This window comes from Rhizobium sp. NPDC090279 (assembly GCF_044769665.1).
In the GTDB taxonomy this organism is placed as follows: domain Bacteria; phylum Pseudomonadota; class Alphaproteobacteria; order Rhizobiales; family Rhizobiaceae; genus Rhizobium.
This window is the reverse complement of the sequence record NZ_JBIVYI010000008.1, coordinates 76,812-102,196: the sequence shown is the minus strand read 5'-3', so window position 1 is coordinate 102,196 and position 25,385 is coordinate 76,812. Positions and strand designations below refer to the sequence as shown.

The 25,385-nt window shown below is 60.4% G+C and carries 18 protein-coding genes; 9 read left to right on the top strand and 9 right to left on the bottom strand.

Going from position 1 to position 25,385, the window contains the following annotated elements:
• The first annotated feature begins 105 nt into the window (after positions 1–105).
• Positions 106–1,677: a sugar ABC transporter ATP-binding protein gene (locus tag ACIQWP_RS20495; RefSeq protein ID WP_402791269.1), complete on the top strand. Its 1,572-nt coding sequence runs from the start codon at positions 106–108 to the stop codon at positions 1,675–1,677.
• Positions 1,661–2,683, top strand: a complete 1,023-nt coding sequence (locus tag ACIQWP_RS20490; protein ID WP_402791266.1) for an ABC transporter permease — start codon at positions 1,661–1,663, stop codon at positions 2,681–2,683. Before ACIQWP_RS20495 ends, ACIQWP_RS20490 begins: the two co-directional genes overlap by 17 nt.
• A gap of 45 nt (positions 2,684–2,728) precedes the next feature.
• On the opposite strand, the gene ACIQWP_RS20485 is transcribed toward ACIQWP_RS20490, so the two are convergent.
• Positions 2,729–5,755, bottom strand: a complete 3,027-nt coding sequence (locus ACIQWP_RS20485) for an alpha-mannosidase (RefSeq protein ID WP_402791263.1) — start codon at positions 5,753–5,755, stop codon at positions 2,729–2,731.
• Between the two features lie 209 nt (positions 5,756–5,964).
• Here ACIQWP_RS20485 and ACIQWP_RS20480 point away from each other — a divergent pair, with 209 nt between their 5' ends.
• On the top strand, positions 5,965–7,101 hold the full coding sequence (locus ACIQWP_RS20480) for a MarR family transcriptional regulator (RefSeq protein ID WP_402791261.1): 1,137 nt from the start codon (positions 5,965–5,967) through the stop codon (positions 7,099–7,101).
• A 122-nt stretch (positions 7,102–7,223) separates the two neighbouring features.
• On the opposite strand, the gene ACIQWP_RS20475 is transcribed toward ACIQWP_RS20480, so the two are convergent.
• Positions 7,224–8,270, bottom strand: a complete 1,047-nt coding sequence (locus tag ACIQWP_RS20475) for a Gfo/Idh/MocA family protein (RefSeq protein WP_402791258.1) — start codon at positions 8,268–8,270, stop codon at positions 7,224–7,226.
• Positions 8,271–8,545: 275 nt separating this feature from the next.
• Here ACIQWP_RS20475 and ACIQWP_RS20470 point away from each other — a divergent pair, with 275 nt between their 5' ends.
• From ACIQWP_RS20470 to ACIQWP_RS20445, 6 genes are all read left to right on the top strand, one after another.
• The gene (locus ACIQWP_RS20470) at positions 8,546–9,844 is read left to right on the top strand and encodes an extracellular solute-binding protein (protein ID WP_402791255.1); all 1,299 of its coding nucleotides are present in this window, start codon (positions 8,546–8,548) and stop codon (positions 9,842–9,844) included.
• A gap of 68 nt (positions 9,845–9,912) precedes the next feature.
• Entirely contained in the window at positions 9,913–10,842 is a 930-nt protein-coding gene (locus tag ACIQWP_RS20465; protein WP_402791252.1) for a carbohydrate ABC transporter permease, read from the top strand.
• Positions 10,839–11,681: a carbohydrate ABC transporter permease gene (locus ACIQWP_RS20460; RefSeq protein ID WP_402791249.1), complete on the top strand. Its 843-nt coding sequence runs from the start codon at positions 10,839–10,841 to the stop codon at positions 11,679–11,681. Before ACIQWP_RS20465 ends, ACIQWP_RS20460 begins: the two co-directional genes overlap by 4 nt.
• Before the next feature lie 41 nt (positions 11,682–11,722).
• The gene (locus ACIQWP_RS20455; protein ID WP_402791247.1) at positions 11,723–12,961 is read left to right on the top strand and encodes an ROK family protein; all 1,239 of its coding nucleotides are present in this window, start codon (positions 11,723–11,725) and stop codon (positions 12,959–12,961) included.
• A gap of 45 nt (positions 12,962–13,006) precedes the next feature.
• Positions 13,007–13,861 carry a sugar phosphate isomerase/epimerase family protein gene (locus ACIQWP_RS20450; protein ID WP_402791244.1) on the top strand — a complete coding sequence of 285 codons (855 nt, stop codon included), beginning with the start codon at positions 13,007–13,009 and terminating at the stop codon, positions 13,859–13,861.
• A gap of 22 nt (positions 13,862–13,883) precedes the next feature.
• Positions 13,884–14,939, top strand: a complete 1,056-nt coding sequence (locus tag ACIQWP_RS20445; RefSeq protein ID WP_402791241.1) for an ABC transporter ATP-binding protein — start codon at positions 13,884–13,886, stop codon at positions 14,937–14,939.
• Between the two features lie 133 nt (positions 14,940–15,072).
• Here the strand turns inward: ACIQWP_RS20445 and ACIQWP_RS20440 are convergent, their stop codons facing one another.
• The 7 genes from ACIQWP_RS20440 to urtB form a co-directional block, all read right to left on the bottom strand.
• Positions 15,073–18,228 carry an efflux RND transporter permease subunit gene (locus ACIQWP_RS20440; RefSeq protein ID WP_402791238.1) on the bottom strand — a complete coding sequence of 1,052 codons (3,156 nt, stop codon included), beginning with the start codon at positions 18,226–18,228 and terminating at the stop codon, positions 15,073–15,075.
• Between the two features lie 9 nt (positions 18,229–18,237).
• Positions 18,238–19,485 (bottom strand): efflux RND transporter periplasmic adaptor subunit, encoded by a 1,248-nt coding sequence (locus ACIQWP_RS20435; protein ID WP_402791235.1) that lies wholly within the window; start codon positions 19,483–19,485, stop codon positions 18,238–18,240.
• A gap of 976 nt (positions 19,486–20,461) precedes the next feature.
• Positions 20,462–20,662, bottom strand: coding sequence for a hypothetical protein (locus ACIQWP_RS20430; RefSeq protein ID WP_402791232.1), 201 nt, complete (start codon positions 20,660–20,662; stop codon positions 20,462–20,464).
• A 283-nt stretch (positions 20,663–20,945) separates the two neighbouring features.
• Positions 20,946–21,641: an urea ABC transporter ATP-binding subunit UrtE gene (gene urtE / locus ACIQWP_RS20425; protein WP_402791229.1), complete on the bottom strand. Its 696-nt coding sequence runs from the start codon at positions 21,639–21,641 to the stop codon at positions 20,946–20,948.
• Positions 21,642–21,832: 191 nt separating this feature from the next.
• On the bottom strand, positions 21,833–22,588 hold the full coding sequence (gene urtD / locus ACIQWP_RS20420; protein WP_402791227.1) for an urea ABC transporter ATP-binding protein UrtD: 756 nt from the start codon (positions 22,586–22,588) through the stop codon (positions 21,833–21,835).
• Between the two features lie 4 nt (positions 22,589–22,592).
• Positions 22,593–23,753 (bottom strand): urea ABC transporter permease subunit UrtC, encoded by a 1,161-nt coding sequence (urtC, locus tag ACIQWP_RS20415; protein ID WP_402791225.1) that lies wholly within the window; start codon positions 23,751–23,753, stop codon positions 22,593–22,595.
• Positions 23,750–25,375: an urea ABC transporter permease subunit UrtB gene (gene urtB / locus ACIQWP_RS20410; protein WP_402791223.1), complete on the bottom strand. Its 1,626-nt coding sequence runs from the start codon at positions 25,373–25,375 to the stop codon at positions 23,750–23,752. The genes urtC and urtB overlap by 4 nt, the downstream gene beginning before the upstream one ends.
• Positions 25,376–25,385: the final 10 nt, after the last annotated feature.

The window sequence follows — 25,385 nt, the reverse complement described above, 5'->3', positions numbered from 1 at the left end:
GCCCCGCGGGCAGGATTGCGTCGGCATTTGCCGGCGCAATCCACGTCCCGATCGATCTTTCTGCCGGTCACTTGAGGTGAAGATTCAGTCCTGCCGGAGTGCGGCATGAGGAAGATCGCCATCTCCCATTCGAAACAGAACGCGCATGAGGCGGACGTGCCAGAGACAGTAGATGATTCCATCCTGCAGCTGGAAGGGATAGGCAAGCGCTTCCCCGGCGTCGTCGCTCTGAAGGACGTCTCCATACGGATCGGCCGTGGCAAGAGCCACATTCTTCTCGGTGAAAACGGCGCCGGCAAGTCGACGTTGATCAATCTGCTTGGCGGTGTCTTCAAGCCGGACGATGGCCGCATCCTGTTTGACGGCAAGGCGTACAGCCCAACCTCGCCGCTCGAGGCATTCAAGGCTGGCATCCGCGTCATTCACCAGGAACTGCACCCTCTTTCCAATCTCAGCGTCGCCGAGAACCTGCTTTTTGAGCATCTGCCGCGCCGATACGGTCTCGTGAACTACAGGGAAATGAATAAGAGGGCAGCCGAACTGCTGTCGGAGGTCGGCCTCAATGTCGCTCCCACGACATTGGCCAATCGCCTCAGTGTCGCACAGCTTCAGTTGCTGGAGATCGCCAAAGCGCTCTCCAACGAAAGCAAGCTGCTGGTCCTCGATGAACCGACGGCAACCTTGACCTCCAAGGAGGTCGATCGCCTGTTCGAGATTCTCCGACGGCTGAAGGCACGCGGCGTGACGACGTTGTACATATCCCACAGGCTCGAGGAGATCTTCGAAATCGGCGACGATGTCACGGTCCTGCGCGACGGCCAGCATGTGACGACGCGTCCGCTGGCGGGATTGGGCATTCCGAAGATCGTTGAGCTCATGGTCGGAAGAGCCCTTGCGGATCACAGCGCGTTTCGCGGCGACAGCGCGGTATCCGGCGAGGCGCTTGGCGTCTCCGGCCTGAAGGTGACGCGCCATAGCCCGGAGCTGTCGTTTTCCGTCGCCAAAGGCGAAATCGTCGGCATTGCCGGGCTGGTGGGCAGCGGTCGCACCGAGGCGGTTCGGGCCATATTCGGCGCCGACACCAAGGCTGCGGGGGAGATCCGCATCGACGGCGAACCGGTTGAGATCGCCTCGCCCAAGGACGCCGTGGCGGCTGGCCTCTGCCTGGCGACCGAGGACCGCAAGACGCAGGGCCTCATGCTCGACATGAGCTGTGCGCAAAACACCACCATCACCGATCTCGGCAAGGTCTCGCGCAATGGGCTGATCATGCGCAAGGTCGAAGACGATTCCTCGCAGCGTCTCGTGCGCGAATTACGGATAAAGACGCCGTCCGTCCATCAGGCCGTCAGGACATTTTCGGGCGGCAACCAGCAGAAAGTGGTCATTGCCAAATGGCTGTTTCGCGGCCCGAGGGTGCTGATCTTCGATGAACCGACCCGCGGGATCGACGTGGGCGCCAAGGCGGAAATCTACGAGCTTCTTTGGAAATTTGCAGCCGAAGGAAAAGGCGTTCTGGTCGTGTCTTCGGATCTGCCTGAACTCATGGGCATCTGCCATCGCATCATCGTCTTCTCGGACGGCAAGATAGCCGGGGAAATACCTCGGGAGCAATTTGACGAGAGCAGGATTCTCTCACTCGCTTACAAGGAGTACAGTCGTGTCCGGCAACATTGAAAAAGCGACCGAGGCGAAAGAGGCCAGCGTCTGGGACAAGCTGATCCGGATCTCGATGAAGGAGGCCGGCGTTGCCATCGCCCTCGTCCTGATCCTGATATTCTTTTCAGCGACGGCACCCTATTTCGCGACGCCGGAGAATTTCCTGAAGATCTTCGTGCAGATCGCCATTAATACCGTCCTTGCTTCCGGCATGACCTTCGTCATCCTGACCGGCGGCATCGATCTTTCGGTCGGCTCGCTGCTTGCCCTTTGCACGGTCATCGGCGCTACGATCATGATCGACCCCCGGCTTTCCCCCTGGCAGGCGATCGTTCTGGCCTCGATCGCCTCGATGGGCGCCGGCGCCATGCTCGGCGCCGTCAACGGATGGGTCTGCGAGAAGTGGAAACTTCCATCCTTCATCGTCACGCTCGGCATGCTCAACGTCGCAAGCGGCCTGGCGCGCGTTGTCAGCGACAACTCGACCATTACCGGCCTGCCGCAGCCCTTCGTCGATTTCGGAAATCTGATTTTCTGGGGCGTCTTTCCATCGATCTTCCTGGTCGCCATCCTCGTCGTCCTCATCGGCTGGTTCGTGCTGCGCTACACGGTGTTCGGACGTTTCGTCTTCGCGATCGGGACCAATGAGGAAGCCGTCCGCCTGTCGGGCCATGAACCGAAAAGATACAAGATCGCGGTCTTCACCATTTCCGGACTGACCGCCGGCATCGCCGCCATGGTCTATCTGCTCCGTCTCAATGTCGGCAGCCCGGTGGCCGGCATCGGCTATGAATTGAATGCCATTGCAGCCGTTATCATCGGCGGAACCAGCCTCTCTGGCGGCAAGGGATCGATCATCGGAACGCTGGTCGGCGCCTGCATTCTGCAGGTGCTATCGACCGGGCTGCAGCTGCTGGGCGCCGACGACAACATCAAGCCGATCGTCATCGGCGCCGTCATCGTGCTGGCTGTCATCCTCGATAGCTATCGCGGCCGGTTGATGCGGATATTGGAGAACCGCTGACAAGGCGGCTTCGCAAGTCACGGAGGCGGCGGTCGACCCATGCCGTCAGATCCTCTGCAGCCTCCAGGTGCGGATTTCGAATGGCATGATCTCGGCCGGTCCGACGCGTTCCATCGGCTCTTCGAGGATGTTCAGCGGTCCCGATGCCTGCCATCCTGACGGCATGGTCAACGACAGGCGGCCGCGCCGGCCGGCCGGCTCGTAGAGCCGCAGGACAAGGCCCTCCCCTTCCTCGGCCGGCTTCAAGCCCGAGAAGGCGACCGGTATGCCTTCGACACCGAGCGGAGAAAGCGTACCTACCGAAAGACCGCTTGCTTCCATGGTGACGAGTGGTTGATTGAGATCGATCGCCTCCGGCAAAACGCCCCCTTCATACCAGGTGCCTTCATGCGGCATCAGCGCATATGCAAAGCTCTGCTGGCCTTCGTCGGCAAGCGGATCGGGATAGATCGGCGAACGGACAAGGCTCATGCCGATGACATTGCCGCGGGCGCTGTGGCCGTATTTGGCATTGTTGAGCAAAGCGACGCCAAAACCGGGCTCGCTGAGATCGACGAAGCGGTGCGCCGCCGCCTCGAACATCGCCTGCTCCCAGGAGGTGTTGGTATGGGTTTGCCGCTCGACGATACCGAAGGCGCATTCGAAAGTCGCGGTGCGCGACCGCACGGCAACCGGGTTCAAGGTCCTCAGCAGCGTGCGCCGATCGTGCCAGTCGAGCGTCGTCTCGATATCCAGCCTGCGGGCGTTGGCCGTCAGAACATAAAGCTGGGTGACGGTCGAGTTGCGATACCGATAGACAACGCGGATGGCGGCGCGGTGAGGACCTTCCTCGACCAGGGTGATGCTCTCGGGCCGATCCAGGCGGATAGCTTTCTCGGCATAATCGGCGTCGACGTCCCAGGCATCCCAGTTGCGCGGCTTGTCGGCGGGATAGACCCAGAGCTGATTGGCCGCCCCTTCGATCGCTTCGCGTTCCGTCGCCTTGTGAACGAGGCTCGATACCGCGCCATCCTTGCCGATGACGACAGACAGATGCTCGTTCTCGAGGTGATGGACATCGGCTTTGAGCCCGCCGGCGGGCTTGAGCGCCTTGCGGTCAAAGACCGCGACGGAAAGAGGCGCGACCGGATCGGCGGATGTCAGGACCGTTCCATCGGACAGCGTCGCGGTGAGCGGGCGCGGCGAAAGCGAGGGATTGACGACAACCAATGCGTCCGCGATGTGGCCCGCCGGAAGATGGGCTGACAGCGCCTTCAACGCCTTGGCCTGCTCCGCTCTGGCATTGCCGATGACGCCATCAAGCTCCCGCTCGGCATCGACATAGACCTCACGAATGCTCGAGCCGGGCAGGATATCGTGAAACTCGTTCTTCAGGACGACGCGCCAATCCGCCTCAAGGCTTTGCGGCTTGGCCGCACCCAGCAGATGGGCAAGCGAAGCGAGCGTCTCCGCCGTGATCAGCGCCCGTTCGGCATGGCGGTGCTTGCGCTTGACGCCGCTTTGCGTGGTCAGCGTCGCGCGATGCAGTTCGAGGTAGATTTCTCCGTCCCAGACCGGAAGGTCCTTTTCGCTGGCTGTGCGATGAGCCCTTTCGTAATAGCCATTCACCGTGCCCCAGCGTGCCCTCGGGATCGCCGGGAAATCACGCAGCTGCACTTCGCGTTCGACCATCTCGGGCGTGACGCCGCCGCCGCCGTCGCCGTAACCGACGGCCAGCAACGATGTGTCATGCTCGGTCTTGCCACGGAAATTCTTCCAGGTCGGCACGAAACAATCCGGCTGCACGAAACCATTATAGCCCTGCATGGGATTGTCGAACGTATGGGTCAGCACCTTGCTGCCGTCGAGCCCCTTCCACCAGAACAGGTCGGACGGAATGCGATTGGTCTCGCTCCAGTTTACCTTGATCGTGAAGAAGCTGTCGATGCCGCCAAGCCGCAGGATCTGCGGCAGCGCGCCTGAAAAGCCGAAGCAGTCGGGCAGCCAGCAAACGCTATGGCGCAGACCGAAATGCTTTTCGAAATAGCGCTGGCCATAAAGGACCTGGCGCACCAGGCTCTCGCCCGTTGGCATGTTGGTATCGGGCTCGACCCACATGCCGCCGACGGTTTCCCACTTGCCTTCGGCGACCTTCTTCTTGATCCGTTCGAGCAGCTCCGGATCATCCTCTTCCATCTGCGCATAGTAATGGGCGGTCGATTGATTGAACCGGAAGTCGTCGGAGCGCTCCATCAGCGAAAGCGCGGTATTGAAGGTGCGGCGCATCTTGCGGCGGGTTTCGCCATAGGGCCAAAGCCATGCCAGATCGATATGGGCGTGACCGGTCAGTAGCAGCTCGCCATTTTGCGGAAAACGCTTCTGAAGCTCTTTCAGCCGGGCAAGCAGGCGGTCATGCGCAGCGGCAGCCGAAGCGCTCTGCGCGTCGGTGAGACCAGCGGGGCTTTCCTCAAGCTCCGGCAGTTCCCAGATTTTCTGCTGCATCGCCGCCGCCGACGTGCGTGAGATATAGGCCGGCGTGGCAGAAGGCCAATCGAGGCTGCGCAGCGCCTGTTCGGCTGCATCGATCAGATGCGGTACGGCTTCATGGCCATCAAGAATAGCGGCGGCCTCGCCGATCTGCTGCAAGAGGAGATGCAGCTGGTGGACGGATTTATCCAGCCAGATCAATCGCGCCTTGTTCAGCTTCGGCGCCCGGTTTGGTTCCCCGAAGGGGAAGCGTGCGACGCTCTCGGTCGCGATCTGGAAGTCCCAACCCTTGATCGGAAACTCCTGATGATAAGGGTCGAGGCCGAAGGTCTCGGTCTGGCCGTCGGGATAGCGCAGCGTCAGCAGGCTCTCGCCGCCAAGGTCGAGCTGGAGGCGGACCTGCTCAAGCGGCCAGTCACCGGGCGCTGTTGCCGATGCCCTGAAGTGGACCATTCCCTTCCGATGCGGCCAGTCCTGGTGATGGGCAATCGGTTCTCCATCGAAGGTCCAGCCATCGATCACAAGGCTTTGTCTGTCGCGCCAATGAACCAGCTCGGCTGTACGGACCTTTAGGCGATCAAGGCGTTGGGCAATGGTGAGAGACATGGCTGGTCCTATCGGGAAATCGGCAGGTGACGGTTGGAGGGAAGACAGGCTCGCGCAAATCTGCCGCCAGCACCGCGCCCCTCCTCCAAAACGGATCGCGTGACGGATCTTAGATTAAGTAACTTTGTTTTCTCGTCAAGCGGACAAAAATAGGTTGCGAGAGTTTTGCCCTTGATACACAAGCATCCAGTTGTTTACGGAAGTCGGTCATGCGGTATCTTCGATCCGGACCAAGGCGGCATCAGCCTGAGGGGACGGACGTCACGCGGGGGAAAACACTCGGTCTGCGGTCGGGAGAAATCGCCGACAGAAATATCCGCGTCATCTTGGAGGCCATCCGACGCCACGGCCCATTGACCCGCATGGAACTTGGCCGGCACTCCGGACTGACCGGGCCGGGCATCACCAACATTCTGCGCCGCCTTGCCGACGAAGGGTTGGTGACATCGCATCGACGCAACGGCACGGGCAGCGGCGCAACGTCAGCGGAATTTGCGCTACGGCCCGAGGGAGCCTTCTCGATCGGCGTCAGGGTTCGTCCAAACCGAGGCGAAGCCGTTCTCGTCGATCTCAGCGGTCAGGTTCACGACCGCGTTTGTTTTTCCCTCACCCCGACGACAAGGGTCACATCGATCCTTTCGGCGATCGAGGGCATGATCGGCCGTCATGCCGGCCTGCCGATCATCGGCCTGGGCATCGGCTCGAATGACTGGGCCGCGGAAGAAAGCGAGCAGCTGGATGCCGCATCGAAACTCCCGCGCAGCTATGTCGAGAACGAATGCACGGCAAGCCTGCTCGCCGAGCGCACGATCGGCACGCCGGCCCCGGAAGGCGGGTTGGCGATGGTCATCATCGACGAGGATGTGCAGGCCGGCTTTCTCGTCCGCGGCATTCCCTATTCGGGCGTTCACGGTCGCGCCGGCAATATCGGCAACATGCGCACCGGCCCCGACAATGTCCAGTTGAGCACGGTCGTCGGCTTCGAAGCGCTGCGCAGATTGGTGAGCGACGACGAATTCAACCGCCTTCTGGAGGGCGAGGAACCGTCTTCTCCGCTACTGGCGCAGTGGATACGCGAGGCTGCGAGCCACCTGCTCGACCCGATCATCGCGATTGCCGGCTTCATCGCGCCGAGCGTCATCATGATCGGCGGCGACCTGCCGCGAGGCGTCATCGAGGCGCTGATCCATCAGCTTTCCGTCGAGCGCCGCGACACGTCGAAGCGGCCCTTCCTCACGCCCTGGATTTCGCCGATGAAACCCGCCAGCTTCAGCGGCGGCGGCGTGGCGCTGGGGGCGGCACTCCTGCCTTTCCTCAATACCCTGCTGCCACCCGTTTCCGGCTGAGCCGCCTTTTTACAGCGCAATCGCATAGGGCATGAAAGTTGCCGCGCACCTCCTTCTCCCCAAGGGGAGAAGGAGCTGGCGCCTATGTGCCTCACACGCACCCACTCTCCATCTTTGCCAGTTCAGGCAAGCGCCTCGTCCTTGTGGCTGATGTCCGAGGCGAGTGCCTTGTCCAGGACCTTCTGAATGTTTGCCGCGCGCCGGAACGAGGGCTCCTGCGTCTTGCCGGCCCTGACGGCCTGCACGAACCGCTGATAATTCGTCTCGACCGCATCGAAGGGAATATCACGCCATGTCGCCGTGTGGACATCTTCACCCAGGCAGGCGCGAAGCGTCGATTTTCCCGTGTCGTAGACCATCTCGATCGAACCCGTTTCGCCATAGACCCTCAGACGCAGTTGGTCCATCTGGCCGGCCGCCGTGCGTGTCGCCTGGATCGTGCCGATCGCTCCCGTCGTGAAGTCGACATTCATCGTAAAACTGTCATTCGCGTCGAGATCATATTCGCCGATCTTGTGACCTGGCGCCTTGTCGAAGGTCTTTAGCCGCGCGAAGACATGGGCAACGTCGAGGCCCGAGCCATAGGACGCGAAATCGACGATATGGATGCCGATATCGCCGAGCGCACCGTTCGAGCCGTGCTTCTTGCTGAGACGCCACAGCCATTTGCTCTCTGACTTCCAGTCTCCCCAATGCCTGCCGACCAGCCAGCTTTGCAGATGAGAGGCTTCAACATGTCTTACCTTGCCGATCTCACCGGCCAGCACCATCTGCCGTCCCTTTTGCAAGGCTGGCGAATTGCGATAGGTGAAATTCACCATGCCGACCTTGCCCGCTTTCTCGATCGCCTCGGTCATTTCCATCGCCTTGGTCGCGTCGGTCGCAAGCGGCTTCTCGCAGAAGACATGCTTGCCGGCTGCAATCGCCTGCAGCGTCGTCGGGTGATGAACGGCGTCAGGCGTCACATTGGCGACGGCATCGAACTCGCCCCAGGCCAGGGCTTCATCGAGCGAACTGAAATGATTGGGGATTCCGTGTTCCGAACAAAAGGCGGCCAGCCGCTCGTGGACGACGTCAACGCCGCCCACGACGCTGACACCCTCGATCTCCTTGAAACTTGCCGCATGCTTGTTGGCCATTCCACCAGTGCCGAGAATGAGTAGGCGCATCTGATCCTCCATAGATGTCAGGTTTGGCTATTTCCATAGCCGGGGCAAAACCTCGCCGTTCATCGCGGGTACCCGCAATGATTGAGCTGTTCCGTGATCGGGAAACGCGGCCCGAGGCCGCTAGCTGCTGTTGAATGTCGCCAGCATCTCAATCCTCCCAAGCTGCGGCTTGACATCAAACCAAAGTAACTTAATCTAATTAATGCAGCATGGAAATGAGGAGAGGTCAACTGGCCACCAGGCTGTATCCGTTTAAAATGGGGAGGAGACCCATCATGAAGAGAGCGTTCGTCAGCGCGCTAGCGCTGAGCACGATGTTGTTTTCAGTGCCTGCCGCATTTACCCAAGAACTGGCGACAAAGGACAGGATCGGCCTTGCCGATGCGCCGAAAACACTCACTGTCCGGCTTACGAACGACAGCCAGAACAATGCCGATCCGGCGATCGCCGCGGGCTATCAGAAGCTCTTCGTCGACTTTATCAAGAAACATCCCGACTGGAAGCTGCAGATGCAGTTCATGTCGGCCGATATCGGCACCGAACAGGCGAAAATGCTCGAACAGGCAAAGGCCGGCAATGCTCCGGACTGCGCAGCCGTCGACTCCTTCGTGCTCTCGCAGTTCATGGTCAACCATGTGCTGGCCGACTTCACGCCCTATTTCTCGAAGGAAGAAGTCGCCGACCTCTTCCCCTTCATTCGCAACGGCATCACCGACAAGGATCAGACGATCCGCGCCTGGTGGTGGGACACCGACCTTCGCGTGCTCTACCGCAACAAATCCATCGTTGCAGATGCACCGCAAACCTGGGATGACCTGAAGAAGGCCGGTCTCGCCTCCGTCAAGGACGGCATGGAAGGCATTCTCTTCAATGCCGGCCGCTACGAAGGTTCCACCTTCGACTGGCTTGCAAATTATTGGGCGCTCGGTGGCAAGCTCGTCGACGACACCGGCAAGCCGGTCTTCGGCGAGGGCGAAAACAAGGAGAAATTCCTCAAGGCGCTGAGCTATTACAAGGATCTCGTCGATTCAGGTGCCGCGCCCAAGCGTGTGACCACCATCGGCAACTATGACGACCTGAACGCGGCCGCAGCCGCAGGAACCACGGCGCTCTTCATCGGCGGCAATTGGCAGCTCGCCCAATTGAAGACGACGCTGGACGAGGACGAGTTCGCCAAATGGACCTTCTCGCCGATCCCCGGCCCGACGGCCGATCAACGCTCCACCGGCACCGGCGGATGGACGGTTGCCTCGTTCAGCAAGGATAAGGATAAGGTCGAGATGTGCGCAAACCTTGCCCGCGACATCTATATGGGGCCGGGCAACGCCCTGCAGCAGCAACTGCCGACACGCAAGTCGCTCTTCGATAAATATCCAGTCTTCGCGACAGAGGCGAACAAGACCTTCGCCGAGGCTCTCGCTAACGGCCAGGCTCGCCCAGGTGCTCCGATCTATCCCGAAATCTCCAACCAGATCCAGATCATGATGGGTGACGTCCTGTCGGGAACGAAGCAGCCGGAAGAAGCCTTGAACGCCGCCTTCAAGGCGACGATGGAGGCCTACAAGCGTCTCTAACGATTGTGATCGCGGCAGCGCCCCTTGCGGGCGCCGCCGATAGTGTCAAACCCGGACAGAGAAGCCCGATGACCCCTATCGCCATAGAGGCTGCCAGCCGGCCGCACAGCAGATCGTTCATGCGTCGTTTCGCCGGGGCGCCACTGCCCTGGATCATGCCTGTGATCATCGTCATCGGCATATTCTATCTTTATCCGGTGATCGACGTGTTCCGTCTGTCGTTCACCAATGCGACGCTGATCGGCGACAATCAGGACTACACGCTCGGCTCGATTACGAACATGCTGAGTTCGCCGCAGCTTCCCGACATCCTCTGGGCGACTCTCGTCTTCGTCGGCGGCAGCGTCATCGGCCAGCAGATCCTTGGCCTTGCCGTTGCCGTCGTCGTCGTTCGCGGCGAAAGGCGCGGCCTATTCGGCACGACGATCCTGAGAACGACCGCACTCATCGCCTGGGTCGTACCAGGAATTGCCGGCGGTATCATCTGGCAGATGCTGTTTTCGGAGGCGCCCTATGGCGCGCTGAACAGCATTCTTCGGCTCGTGCATCTGCCTGGCGTCGCCTGGCTTTCCGATCCCGTAATCGCGCCCTGGTCGGCCCTGATCTCGAACATCTGGCGCGGTACGGCCTTTTCGATGGTCGTCATGTATGCGGCGCTCAAGTCCATCGACCCTTCGCTCTACGAAGCCGCCGAAGTCGATGGCGCGACAGGCCCACAGCAATTCCTCTTCATCACCATTCCGCAGCTGCGCGCCGCCATGCTCGTCAACATGATCCTCATCACGATCATGACGCTCAACACCTTCGACGCCATCATCACCTTGACGGGCGGCGGCCCTGGGCGCGCGACCGAGGTCATATCGCTCTACGTCTTCAACATCGTCTTCCGCAATTACGATCTGTCCGGCGGCAGCGTGCTTTCCGTGCTGATGCTGATCATCAGCCTCGGTCTCGCCGTCGTCTATGCGTCGTTCCTGCCGAAGGAGGAAGAACGATGAGCAGACGCACCGGCACGCGCTTCGGCGATTTCCTGAGCTATCTCTTCATGCTGGCGATGTTCGTCTTCTTCGCCGGCCCGCTCACCTATCTCCTGTCGATGGCGCTGCGTGACAAGCGCGAGATCTATCGCGGCGTGGCACGCTATATCCCGCACAATCCGACCATCGACAACTTCATCACAGTGCTCAACAACAGCTACTTCCCGCTCTATCTCTGGAACGGCTTGAAGCTTGCCGTCTTCAGCGGCTTCGGCGTTCTGATCGTCGCCCTGCCCGCGGCTTACGCCTTCTCGCGCTTCCAGTTTCGGGGCAAGGGCCTGTCGATGATGGCGCTTCTGCTGTTCCAGATGATCTCGCCGCTGGTCATCATGGTGCCGCTCTATCGCTACATGAACCGTCTCGGCCTGCTCGACACGCATTTCGCCGTGACGATGGTCTACATCGCTCTTGGCGTGCCGCTTGCCACGTGGCTTTTGAAGAGCACGGTCGACGGCATTCCGCGCAGTCTCGACGAAGCGGCGATGATCGACGGATGCAACCGCTTCTCCGTCTTCTGGCGCATCGTCCTGCCGCTCTCGGCGCCCGGCATCGCCTCCGTCTTCATCATCACCGTGATTGCCGGCTGGTCGCAATTCCTCGTGCCTTTTTTGCTGCTCACGCAAAACAATTTGATGCCGATCGGCGTCGGGATCTTTAACTTCCGTGGCATGCAAACCGACTCGTCCATCCAACTGCTAGCGGCCGCCTGCCTGATCTCCGTCGTGCCGGCGATCGTGGCGTTCCTGTCGCTGCAGCGACTGATCCTTGGCTCCATGACCAGCGGCTCGGTGAAGGGTTGAGGTCGGATTTGCGCGCCCGTGGCTGATAAAGGATTCCAATCATGAACCAAACGACCGGCGTCAAACTCTCTCCCGACCTGACGGGAGCCAATGTCGAGGATGCTGGCGAGCACAATCGGGCCGTCGTTCTGCGTTGCATCCATCGGCAGGCGCCGATTTCACGGGCCGAGATCGCCCGGCAGACAGGCTTCACCAAGCCGGCGATCGCCCGCATCGTCGATCGCCTGCTCGACGAGGGCCTGATCATCGAGGCCCGCCGCCGCCATGGCCTCAGGGGCCAGCCGGCGATCGAGCTGGAGATCAACCCCGACGCCTTCTTTGCCATCGGCATCAATATCGATCGCGACCATCTGACGATCCTCGCCGTCGATGCCGTCGGTAACGTGCGCGCCCGCGTCCACCACGAGAAGCGCTACATTCTGCCGGCCGAATTCATGCAGCTGACCGCCGACGCGATATCACACTTCCAGCGAAGCCGCCTGATCGACGAGGCGCATCTTGCGGGCATCGGCCTTGCCATGCCGGACTGGCTTGGCGAGATCGCCTTCATGGGCAAGCCCGACGACTATTGGGAGTGGATGGAATTCGACGTGCGCGCCGCACTGGAGAACCTGACGCCGCATCCGGTCTTCATCGAAAACGAGACCAATGCGGCAGCGCTTGCCGAGCTCGACTACGGGCTTGGCGCCGAAAGCCGGAGCTTCTTCTACATCGCGATCAACGCCTGCCCTGGAGGCGGGCTGGTGCTTGACGGCAACGGCCATCGCGGCGCCATGGGTCTCAGCGGCGAGATCGGCTGGCTGCCGATCGCCGACCCCAGGGACAAGGGCGCACAGAAAGTCGAGCTGCTTGGCGAGATATTCTCGCTCTTCTTTCTCTACAAGTTCCTGGGCGAGCACGGAATCAAGGCAAGCGTGCCCTCGGACCTCCTCACACTGGATGCCCGCGGCCGCAAGCTGGTTTCCCAATGGCTGAAGGGGATGAGTGCGCATCTCGCCGTCGCGGTCAAACACATCGGCATGATCGTCGATCCCGACGCCATCATCCTCGGCGGCCGCCTGCCCATCCGCATGATCGATGAGCTGCTGCGCTACGTCCACGAGCACCTCGACATGGAGGATGCCGCTCTGCCGTCCATCCACCGTGCCTCGCTCGGCGAAGACGCCTGTGCGATCGGCGCCGCCGCAATGCCCATGGCGGCCGCACTCATGCTCGCCTCGGCCGACGAGGTCCAGCGCACGCGCTCGCCACTCAAATTCATGGATCGCCTGAACAACTGAACCTGAACGACTGAATTGGCCGCCACGGCCGCAGGGAGGATTTTGATGAGGATCGGTTTTTATACGTCGACGTTCAATGACAGACCATTTGAAGAGGTGGTGGATTTTGCTGCTTCCGCAGGCTTCGATGCGATCGAAATCGATGTTCGCGGCCACATCAAGACGCCGGACAGGGTGCGGGCGGCCGTCGCCCTTGCCCGCGATCGCAACCTCTTCGTTTCCTCGATTGCCTTTTTCGGCAATCAGCTCGATGCGGATCGCACCAGGCGCGGCGAGCTTCGAGCCATCACCGAAGAATTCGCACAGGCGATCGGCGAAGCGGACGTGCCGATCTTCGTGATCTTTCCCGGCCGCGACGATAGCGCGGACGAGGCCGCCAACTACGACGATTTTGCCGATTTCGCCAACCGGCTGATCGAAAGGACGGCATCGAGCGGGCTCACCTTCGCGATCGAGAACTGGCCCGGCCCCAATAACAATTTCATCGGGACCACACCGAGAGACTGGCGGGAACTCTTCAAGCGCATTCCCGACCGGCGCTTCGGCCTCGAATTCGACCCCTCCCACCTCATCCGCATCGGCGTCGATCCCTACGCCGCCATGGAGGCGGTCAAGGATCGCATCGCCATCCTTCACGCCAAGGATACCGCGATCGACGCGGCCGTCCAGCAGGCCATCGGTTATCACGGCAAGGGATGGTGGCAATACAAGCTGCCGGGTCATGGCCTTCTCGATTGGCCGCGCTTCCTGCGCCAGGCGCGCTCAAGCGGCTTTGACGGCACCCTTTCGATCGAGCACGAGGATGCCGCCTATGGATGGCCGGGCAAGGATCTCGCCCAGAGAAAGGAAGGCGAGCGCCTCGGCCTTTCCTACCTCCGAAACGTCTTGGACGAGCTTTGACGGCTATCTGGGAGGACGGGAAATGGCTCATGTGAGAGTGAACAATGCGCGCAAGGATTACGGCGCGTTCAAAGCCATCAAGGGCGTGTCGGTGGATATTCGCGACGGCGAGTTCGTCGTGCTCGTCGGACCCTCGGGCTGCGGAAAATCCACCCTGCTCAGAATGATCGCCGGTCTGGAGGGGATCACGTCAGGCGAGATCCAGATCGGCAAGCATATCGTCAACGAACTGGCGCCGAAGGATCGCGACATCGCGATGGTCTTCCAGAACTACGCTCTTTACCCGCATATGACCGTCGCCAAGAATATGGGCTTCTCCCTGCGGCTGAAGCGGATGCCGAGGGCGGAAATCGACCAGCGGGTCGGCAATGCGGCAAAGATCCTCGGTCTCGAAAATCTTCTCGAGCGCTATCCGAAGCAATTGTCGGGCGGGCAGAGGCAGCGCGTCGCCATGGGTCGGGCGATCGTGCGTGATCCCGCCGTCTTCCTCTTCGACGAGCCGCTGTCGAACCTCGATGCCAAGCTGCGCGTCCAGATGCGATCCGAGATCAAGGAAATGCACCAGCGGCTGCAGACCACCACGATCTATGTCACGCACGACCAGATCGAAGCGATGACGATGGCCGACAAGATCGTCGTCATGAAGGACGGCGTGATCGAACAGTCGGGGTCGCCGCTCGACCTCTATGACCGGCCGACCAATCTCTTCGTCGCCGGCTTCATCGGTTCTCCCGCCATGAATTTCATCAAGGGCAGCATGACGGACGGAGGCTTCCGCACCACCGACGGGCTGGTGCTGCCGAGCGGGCAGCATCCGCCAACGGCTGTTACCTACGGCATTCGCCCCGAAGACATCAGGCTGGTCGCTGATGGTATCGAGGTAGAGACCGTCGTCGTCGAACCGACAGGGTCCGAAACCATGGTCATCGCCCGGCTTGGCGCGCAAACGATCACCTTGGTTTTCCGTGAACGGATCAGGGCAGCACCCGGCGATATCCTGCGCATCGCGCCTGTCGACGAAGCCGTTCATCTCTTCGACGAAAGCGGACAGCGCATTACCGGCGACAGCACGCGTTAGCAGAACTTCGCCCGCTGCCAGTTTGGTAACATCGGACCGGAACACAAGGGCGAAATCGTCAGGTGGCTAATACAGCCACGATCTGATGTTTGGAGGGCCCGGCGTTGTTGCCGGGCCCGGCGCGCAGTCGTCATCACGGTGTATCGGGTGTTGCGGCGACAGCCTCCGGCTCCCCTTCCGCCGCATCGATCGCTCTCTTGCCCTTGAAGATACGGCGGACGGAGACGAAAAGCAGCGGGATGAAGAAGATGCCGAGCACGGTGGCGGAAATCATGCCACCCATGACGCCGATGCCGATCGAGTTCTGGCTACCCGAGCCTGCGCCGTTGGCGATCGCCAGCGGCAGAACGCCGAGGATGAAGGCGAACGAGGTCATCAGGATCGGCCGCAGGCGCTGGCGGGATGCTTCGAGCGTCGCATCGATCAGGTTCTTGCCCTGGTTCTGCTGCTCGATGGCGAATTCGACGATCAGGATGGCGTTCTTGGCGGCCAGACCGATGGTCGTCAGCAGGCCGACCTTGAAATAGACGTCGTTCGACTGGCCGAACAGCGTCGCAGCCAAGAGCGCGCCGAAGATGCCGATCGGCACCGACAGCATGACGGCGAGCGGGATCGACCAGCTTTCGTAAAGTGCTGCGAGCGCCAGGAAGACGACCAGGATGGAGATGGCATAGAGCTGGCTTGCCTGGTTGCCTGAGAGCTTCTCCTGAGCGGACAGGCTGGTCCACTCATGGCTGAAGCCGGGCGGCAGGGTTGCCATGATCCTGTCGATCTCGTTCAGGGCATCGCCCGACGAGACACCCGGAGCGGCCGCACCCTGGATTTCGACGGCGGAGGCGCCGTTATAGCGCTCCAGCCGCGGCGAACCAAAGGTCCAGATACCTGTGGCGAATGCGGAGAACGGCACCATGTCGCCACTGGAGTTGCGCACATACCAGCGGTCGAAATCCTCCGGCTGCATGCGGAACTTGCTGTCTGCCTGCACATAGACCCGCTTGACGCGGCCGCGATCGATGAAGTCGTTGACATAGGTGCCGCCCCAGGCCGTCGACAAGGTGGCATTGATGTCAGCCAGATCGACGTTCAAGGCGCGTGCCTTTTCCTGATCGATATGGATCGAATATTGTGGCGTATCGTCCAGCCCGTTCGGGCGCGTTCCGCTCAGCTTCGTGCTCCCCGACGCCGCACCCAAAAACTGGTTGCGGGCAGCGATCAATGCCGCATGGCCGGCGCCGTTGATGTCCTTGATGAAGAAATCGAAGCCGCTATTATTGCCGAAGCCGGGGATTGCCGGCGGTGCCAGCGCAAAGACATTGCCGTCCTTGATCTTGGCAAAGGCCGCCATCGCTCGCCTCGCGATCGCCTGGGCGGAGGATTGCGGCGTCCTGCGCTGATCGAAATCCTTCAGGTCGACGAAGGCGACGGCCACATTCTGGCCCTGGCCGCTGAAATTGAACCCGACGCTTCCGAATACCCCGTCGACATAATCCTTCTCGTTGGTGAGATAGTAGTTCATGACTTGGTCGAGCACTTTGCGCGTGCGCTCGGCCGTCGCCCCGGGAGGAAGCTGAATGCTGGTCAGAAGGCGTCCCTGGTCTTCTTCCGGCAGGAACGAGCTGGGAAGACGGTTGAAGAGATAACCGACACCGACGCCGATCAGCACGAATATCACCAGGAAGACTGCACCACGCCGGATCATGCCATGAATGGTGCGCTGATAACCCCGCGTACCCCGCTCGAAATTGCGGTTGAACCAGCCGAACAGGCCGCGCTCCCGCGCGCCGTGCCGGGGTTTTTTCAGAATGGTGGCGCAAAGGGCCGGCGTCAGGATCAGGGCGACGATAACAGATAGCACCATCGCCGAGACGATCGTCACCGAGAACTGCCGGTAGATGACGCCGACGGAACCGGAGAAGAAGGCCATCGGGATGAACACCGCCGACAAGACCGTGGCGATGCCGATCAGCGCGCCGGTGATTTCCTGCATCGACTTGATCGTCGCTTCGCGCGGCGACAATCCCTCTTCCTCCATGACGCGCTCGACATTCTCGACGACGACGATGGCGTCGTCGACCAATAGGCCGATCGCCAGCACCATGCCGAACATCGTCAACGTATTGATCGAATAGCCGAACAGCGACAGCACGCCGAAGGTGCCGAGCAGCACGACCGGGACGGCAAGCGTCGGGATGAGGGTGGCGCGAATGTTCTGCAGGAAGACGAACATGACGATGAAGACGAGCACGATGGCTTCGAACAGCGTCTTGACCACGTCCTCGATCGACAGCTTCACGAACGGCGTCGTATCATAGGGATAGACGATCTCGACATTCGGCGGCAGGGTGTTGCGCAGGCTATCGATCGTCGACTGAACCCTGGCCGCCGTGTCGATCGCATTTGCATCGGTCGCAAGGCTGATGCCGAGACCGGCCGCGGGCATGCCGTTGTAGACGCCCGACGTAACATAGCTGTCGGCGCCCAGTTGAACGGTAGCTACATCATTGACGCGAACCATGGAGCCATCGGGCAGGCTTTTCAGGATGATATTTTCGAATTCCTCCGGTGTCTGAAAGCGACTGCCGGCGGTAACCGTCGCATTGAGCTGCTGGCCACCCAGCTGCGGCAGGGCACCCAATTGACCGGACGAGACCTGCACGTTTTGCGCCTCGATCGCCGAAACGACGTCTGACGTCATCAGCTGATATTTGACGAGCTTGTCCGGATCGACCCAGATGCGCATGGCATAGCGCGCGCCAAAGAGCGTGGTATCGCCGACACCCGGAACTCGCTTCAGCGTATCGTTGAGCGTGCTGTCGACATAGTCGGCAAGATCCGTTGGCGCGAGTTTGCGATCCGTTGAAACGAAGGCGGCAACCAGGAAGAAGCTGCTGGTCGATTTCGAAACGGTGATGCCGGTATTCTGCACGACTTGCGGCAGCTGGGCGGTGACGAGCTGCAGCTTGTTCTGCACCTGCATCTGCGCGACGTCGGGATTGGCCTTGTTGGTGAAGGTCAGCGAGATCGAGGCCTGGCCCGTGGCCGTCGAGGTCGAGGCCATATAGTCGAGATTGTCGATGCCGGTCATGCCCTGCTCGATGACCTTCGTCACCGAGTTTTCGACGGTTGCGGCATCGGCGCCGGAATATGTGGCAGTGATACGCACCGTCGTCGGTGCGATCTGCGGATATTGCGCAACCGACAGGGTCAGGATGGATAGCCCACCGGCCAGCATGATGACGATGGCGATCACCCAGGCAAAGACGGGCCGGTCAATAAAGAAGCGAGACATCTTTTACCCTCAGTTCGTCGAGCCTGTGACGGCGCCCTTGTCGGTGCCGTCAGCCTTGCCCTGTTGTCCGGGCTTGGACGTGTCCGCCGCAGATGCCTGCTCGAGATTTCCGCTGGCATCATCGACCGTGACCAGGGCGACGTTTACCTCCTGACCGTCGCGCACACGCTGAATGCCTTCGACAACGACACGATCTCCTTCCTCTATTCCACCGGCTACGAGCCAGCTGTTGCCGATGCTGCGCTGAACGGTCAATACGCGCTGTTGGATCTTGCCATCCGCCGTCACGAAGAAGGCGATCGGTTCGCCCTTCGTGTTGCGCGTCACGGCGCGCTGCGGCACCAGGAAGCTGTTTTCGGCAACGCCTTCCTGAAGAGTGGCACGCACATACATGCCCGGCAGCAGAACCCGATCCGGATTGGGGAAGATAGCGCGGACATTGAGCGTTCCGACGGTTTCGGCAACTGCGGCCTCGGCAAATTCCAAAGTTCCAGTCTCCTTGTACTGGGTCCCGTCCTCCAGCGTCAGGCGGACAGAAACATTGTCGCCGCTGGTCTTCAGGCGCCCTTCCTCCACCGCGCGCCGGAATCTCAGGAGGTTCGTGCTTGACTGGGTCACGTCGACGTTGATCGGATCGAGTTGGCGGATCGTGGTCAGCGCTGTCGTTTGCTCGGCGGTGACAAGCGCACCAACCGTGACCGTGGATGCATCGACGCGGCCGGAGATCGGTGCCCGGATCTTGGTATAGTCGAGATTGATACGAGCCGTTTCCAGCGCCGCCTTGGCGGAGGCGACATCGGCCCGCGCCTGAACGAGTGTGGCTTGCGCGTCATCGGCGTTCTGCTGGCTGACCGCATTTTGTGCGCTCAGGCCCTTGTAGCGGTCCAGCCGGGCCTGGGCATTGGGTACCGCCCCTTCCGCCTTCTGCAGAGCGGCAACTGCGCTGTCATAAGATGCCTGGAACGAGGCCGGGTCGATCTCGTAGAGCACGTCGCCTTCCTTGACTTCGCTACCTTCCCTGAAATTGCGGTTACGGATGATGCCGCCGACCTGCGGCCGCACTTCGGCGACGAGATTGGCGCTGATGCGGCCGGGAAGATCGGCGGTGATGGCGACAGATTGCGGATGCAATGTCACCGCACTGATCTCGGATTTTACGGCTCGACCACTGTTCTGTGCCGCCGGCTGCTGGTTGCAGCCAACTAACAACGTCACCACAAATCCCGAAGCCGCGGCTCGCATTAGATGTCGTTTCATATAGTCCTCATTATGTGCAAATCTGAATCTGAAGGCGTGGGCAAGATCCACTCCGCGCCGGCACGGCTGCGCGAACGCGCTGCCGCCCCGTCGCATCCGGAAATTGCGGTCAGGTCTGTTCGGGTAGAGCATACGGGATATTGCCGAGCGTCATGGGATAGCTGCGCACCCGCGCTCCTTTAACGTTGTAAATAGCGTTCGCCACCGCTGCCCCGAAACAGCAGATGCCAATCCAATTTACCACCTGACTGTCTCATAGGTGGCTTTTGCGGGAAACATACTGTCCATATCCCATGTCAGATCAACGTCGAAGCTCGCCGCGATGCGGAAGGCGGCTATTGGTCGTCAATCCATCGACAATCGTGGTGCTGACAGCACATCGATTATCACTCATATCTTCGCCGTTCCGATTGAATAAATATGCTTGTGCGATGTACCTGATAATCATCACAACAGTCGATATTTTGATCATATGAATGATCGAGCGTGTTAAGATTTATATCGGCGTTACCTGCTATTTTTCCTGTATCAACATCGCCCGAAATAAACGTATAGATTGAGCCAGCATCATTGCCGATTGAATTCTCATTCCTGAGTGTCTGGCAATCCTGTATGAAGCTTTCGATCACCGCTTTACGCTTTCTTTGATCATCACTGCACTCAAGCTACTCAGATTTTGTCGCATAGTTTTGCCTGAAAGTAATCAAAGTGTGTCAATTGATCTCCACTTGAAGGATCACGTTACCGTGTTGGCGATACATGATTCATTGCATCTCTTGACTACTTGGTCTCGATAATATGCATCGCTATAACAAGCGTCGGTAGTAGACAGATAGCCATCACGGCGATCTCGCAACTCTTCGGTTGTTTACCTACTCGCAATGCGACTATGGCTCCGCGGCGCACGCCTATTGCGCTGCCGCTGATGCACATCCGGATTTTTTGAGGAGAACTGGCTACCTGGATTCAGGCAAGCTCACTGTAGCGATACGGCAGAGGCCGTCTTGCGGATGGTAATTTCGATACCACCCATGGACTTCCCGTCATCCGTCACATCCGGTACACGAATATAAAGAATCTCGGAATAGTTGCGAAACGTGCCGCCGATTAGCTCGTATATCGCAAGTGCCGTATTTTCGGGGAGCTCTTCGACTGATACGGTTTTACGCTGCTGCATGGGGTTCTCTTTCAAAACTCAGGCGCCTTCAAGAGATAAAACGACTGTCATCACTTTAGTCGCGATTTGTCGCAAAGATATCCCAGGAATTCGGGAAACTGTCACAAAAGCGTGAGGGTCATTTCCATGGAAGCAGATACGGGATATTCCACCCGGCCCTTCGGCGAGATCGTCGGATCAAAGCTGCTGGTGCATATAACCGAGACAATTTCCATTGTGTCCCGAAACTATCGCCCCGCTAGCCTGTAACTCCAGAACCCCAGCTGCAAGCACCATTCCCCGCTCAAACGGTCAAATGACGGCGGGCTTCCGGCGTATCCAGCGTCTCGGCCAGCCCCTCATGCACGATCTCGCCGCGATCCATGATGTAGACATAGTCGGCAAGTTCGCGGCAGAAATCGAGATATTGCTCGACCAGCAGGATCGCCATGCCGGTGGAATCTCTCAGATAGCGGATCGCCCGGCCGATATCCTTGATGATGGAGGGCTGGATGCCTTCGGTCGGCTCATCCAGAACCAGGATCTTCGGCCGCGTCACCATCGCCCGCCCAATCGCCAGTTGCTGCTGTTGGCCGCCCGAGAGATCACCGCCGCGACGGGACAGCATAGATTTCAGTACCGGGAAAAGGCTGTAGATATCGTCGGGAATACTGCGGTCGCGGCGTGAAAGCGGCGCGTATCCGGTCTCGAGATTCTCCTTCACGCTCAAGAGCGGAAAGATCTCGCGGCCCTGGGGCACGTAGCCGATGCCCTGCTTGGCGCGCGCATAGGGAGCCATGCCGTTCAACGTCACGCCGTTGAAGGTGACGGTTCCCGCCGACAGCGCATGCTGGCCGGTGACGGCGCGCAAGAGCGAGCTTTTCCCGACACCGTTGCGTCCGAGAACGCAGGTGATCTTGCCCATCTCCGCCTTGATGGAGATGCCGCGCAGCGCCTGTGCCGCGCCATAGTGCAGATTTGCGTTTTCGACTGTTAGCATGGCTTCATCTTCTTTCTTTTCCCTCAGGCCCCCTCACCCTAACCCTCTCCCCAAGGGGAGAGGGGATGACCTTTGCATCCTCACCGGAGCTCCGACCGGGGGTTGCCGACGCTCGTCTCCCCTTCTCCCTCGGGGGAGAAGGTGGCCGACAGGCCGGATGAGGGGGATTCTCACCGCTCACAAAGGACCCGCTACCGCCCCAGATAGTTCTCGATCACCTTCGGATCGCTGCTGACGAAATCGATCGACCCTTCAGCCAGCACCGAGCCCTCGGCCAGGCATGTCACCTTGACGCCCAGGTCACGGATGAAGCCCATGTCATGCTCGACCACCACGACCGAGCGTGTCTTGGCGATCTCCTTCAACAAAACGGCCGTCTCCGCCGTCTCGGCATCCGTCATGCCGGCAACGGGCTCATCGACCAGAAGCAGCTTCGGCTCCTGCGCAAGCAGCATGCCGATCTCCAGCCATTGCTTCTGGCCGTGGGAGAGATTGGCCGCCAGCTCGTCGTGGCGATGCGACAGGCGCACCGTTTCAAGGATCTCGTCGATGCGGTCGCGATCGACAGGTGTCAGCCGGTAGAACAGCGTCGCGAAGACGCCGCGATTGCGGTTGAGCGCCAATTCGAGATTGTCCCAGACCGTGTGGCTTTCAAAAACGGTCGGCTTCTGGAATTTGCGGCCGATGCCGAGCTGAGCAATATCGGCCTCGTCCTTCTTGGTGAGGTCGATCTGGCCATTGAAGAACACCTCGCCTTCGTCGGGCCGCGTCTTGCCGGTGATGATATCCATCATCGTCGTCTTGCCGGCGCCGTTCGGACCGATGATGGCGCGAAGCTCGCCCGGCTCGATAACCATGGACAGGGAGTTCAAGGCCTTGAACCCGTCGAAGGAGACCGAGACATTGTTGAGATAAAGCATGCTGTTGGGTTTGATGTCCGGGATCATGGCCTCACTCCGCTGCCTGCACAGGCTTGCTGGCTTCGTCTTCCGTAGCCTTGGGTTGCTGGCTCATCGGCTTGCGCCTCCTACCGATGTGGGGAGCGATCGTTCCGACGATGCCCTTGGGCAGGAACAGCGTCACCGCGACAAACAATCCGCCAAGCGCAAACAGCCAGAACTCGGGAAACAGGCCGGTGAAGACAGTCTTGCCGCCATTGACCAGGATGGCGCCGATGATCGGGCCGATCAGCGTTGCCCGGCCACCAACGGCTGTCCAGATGACGACTTCGATGGAGTTGGCCGGCGCGAATTCGCCGGGGTTGATGATGCCGATCTGCGGCACATAAAGCGCGCCGGCGATGCCCGCCATCATCGCCGATACGACGAAGACGAAGAGCTTCACATGCTCGACGCGATAGCCGAGGAAACGCGTGCGGCTTTCCGCATCGCGCACGCCCACAAGCACCTTGCCGAATTTCGACCGGACGATGGCCGAGGACAGCATCAGCGCCAGCGCCAGGATCAGCGCCGTCACGGCAAAGAGAGTGGCCCGCGTGCCGTCGGCCTGGATGTTGAAGCCGAGGATATCCTTGAAGTCAGTCAGGCCGTTATTGCCGCCAAAGCCCATGTCGTTGCGGAAGAAGGCGAGCAGCAGCGCATAGGTCATCGCCTGCGTGATGATCGACAGATAGACGCCATTGACGCGGGAGCGGAAGGCAAACCAGCCGAAAATGAAGGCGAGCAGGCCGGGTGCGACCAAGACCATGAGCATGGCGAACCAGAACTGGTCGAAACCGTACCAGAACCACGGCAGCTCCTTCCAGTTCAGGAACACCATGAAATCGGGCAGGATCGGATTGCCATAGGTGCCGCGCGAGCCGATCTGCCGCATCAGATACATGCCCATCGCATAGCCGCCGAGCGCGAAGAAGGCACCGTGGCCGAGCGAAAGAATGCCGCAATAGCCCCAGACCAGATCGAGCGCCAGAGCGAGCAGTGCGTAAGTCAGATACTTGCCGAACAGCGACATGAGGTAGGTCGGCACATGCAGCGCGCTGGTTTCCGGCAGAGCCAGGTTCGACAGCGGCACGAGAAAGGCGACGGCGATCAATATCGCGATGGCGATGCTGATACGGCGGTCGAGCGAGCGCAGGATAAAGGCCGTGATCATGCTTCCACCGCCCTTCCCTTGAGCGCGAATAGGCCGCGCGGACGCTTCTGGATGAAGAGGATGATGAGGACAAGCACGAGGATCTTGCCGAGGACCGCTCCCGCATAGGGTTCGAGGAACTTGTTGAGGATGCCGAGCGAAAAGGCGCCGACGAGCGTCCCCCAGAGATTGCCAACCCCGCCAAACACCACGACCATGAAACTGTCGATGATGTAACTCTGGCCTAGGTTTGGCGAGACATTGTCGATCTGCGAGAGCGCGACACCAGCCATGCCGGCAATGCCCGATCCCAGAGCGAAGGTGAAGGCATCGACCAACGGCGTGCGTATCCCCATCGAGGAAGCCATGCGCCTGTTCTGCGTCACCGCCCGCATCTGCAGCCCGAAGGCCGAGCGTTTGAGCAGCAACAGCAGCGCGACGAAGACGCCGAGCGAAAAGACGATGATCCAGAGGCGGTTCCAGGTGATCGACAGATAGCCGAGATCGAAGGAACCGGACATCCACGAGGGATTGCCGACTTCCTGATTGGTCGGCCCGAAGATCGAGCGCACCGCCTGCTGCAGGATCAGCGAGATGCCCCAGGTGGCAAGCAGCGTCTCCAGCGGCCGGCCGTAGAGAAAACGAATGACGCCGCGTTCGATGACGAGGCCGACAGCGCCTGTCACGATGAAGGCGACCGGCAAGGCGATCGCCAGCGACCAGTCGAAGAGCTCGGGATAGGAGCTGCGGATGACGCTTTGGACCATGAAGGTGGAATAGGCCCCGAGCATCACCATCTCGCCATGCGCCATGTTGATGATGCCCATGACGCCGAAGGTGATGGCAAGGCCGATGGCCGCCAGCAGCAGCACCGAGCCAAGCGACAGGCCGTACCAGACATTCTGCACCGCATCCCAGAACTTCAACTGCTCCTGGATGCCAGCGATGGCGGCTGCGACATCCGGCTTGAGACTGTCATCGACGGAAACCGAGGAGAGGATGCCGATGGCGTCGCGGCCACCCTCGACCTTGATCGTCTCGATCGCAGCCTTCTTGTCTTCCATCGGACGGTCGGAACCGAGCACGGCAACAGCGCGAGCCCGTTCAAGCACGCCGCGAACCTCGGCGTCCTTCTCGCTCTGCAATGCCGTCTCGACGGCTTCCAGGGAATCCGCGCTCGGCGCCTTCAAGATCGATTGCGCAGCTTCCAGGCGCGTGGCGCGATCCGGGCTCATCAGCGTCAAACCGCCGAGAGCCGCACGAACGGCGCGGCGGAGACTATTGTTGATCTTGATCTTGCCGAGATTATCCTGAGCTTCCTGCCCGGCCGCCTGCCCCGTGAGTGGGTCCACCAGGGCCATCATGTCGCCGGAGGACCTGGCGATAAAGACCTGGTTGTCGGACTTGCGGACATAGAGATCGCCATCGGAGAAGGCCTGCAGTGCCGGCACGACCTTGGGGTCACCGGTCTTTGCAAGGTTCTGGACGATCGCAGCGGCCTGCTGGAAATTCGCCTGGCCGAGCGAATTGACAAGGCCGTGGACATCTTCCTGGGCGCGCAGGCTCGTGGCGGTCAGCGCTAGCACGAGACAGAAGCCGGCAACGAGCGCCAGGGCCATGCGGTAAACAAATTTGTCGAACATTGCACTGTCC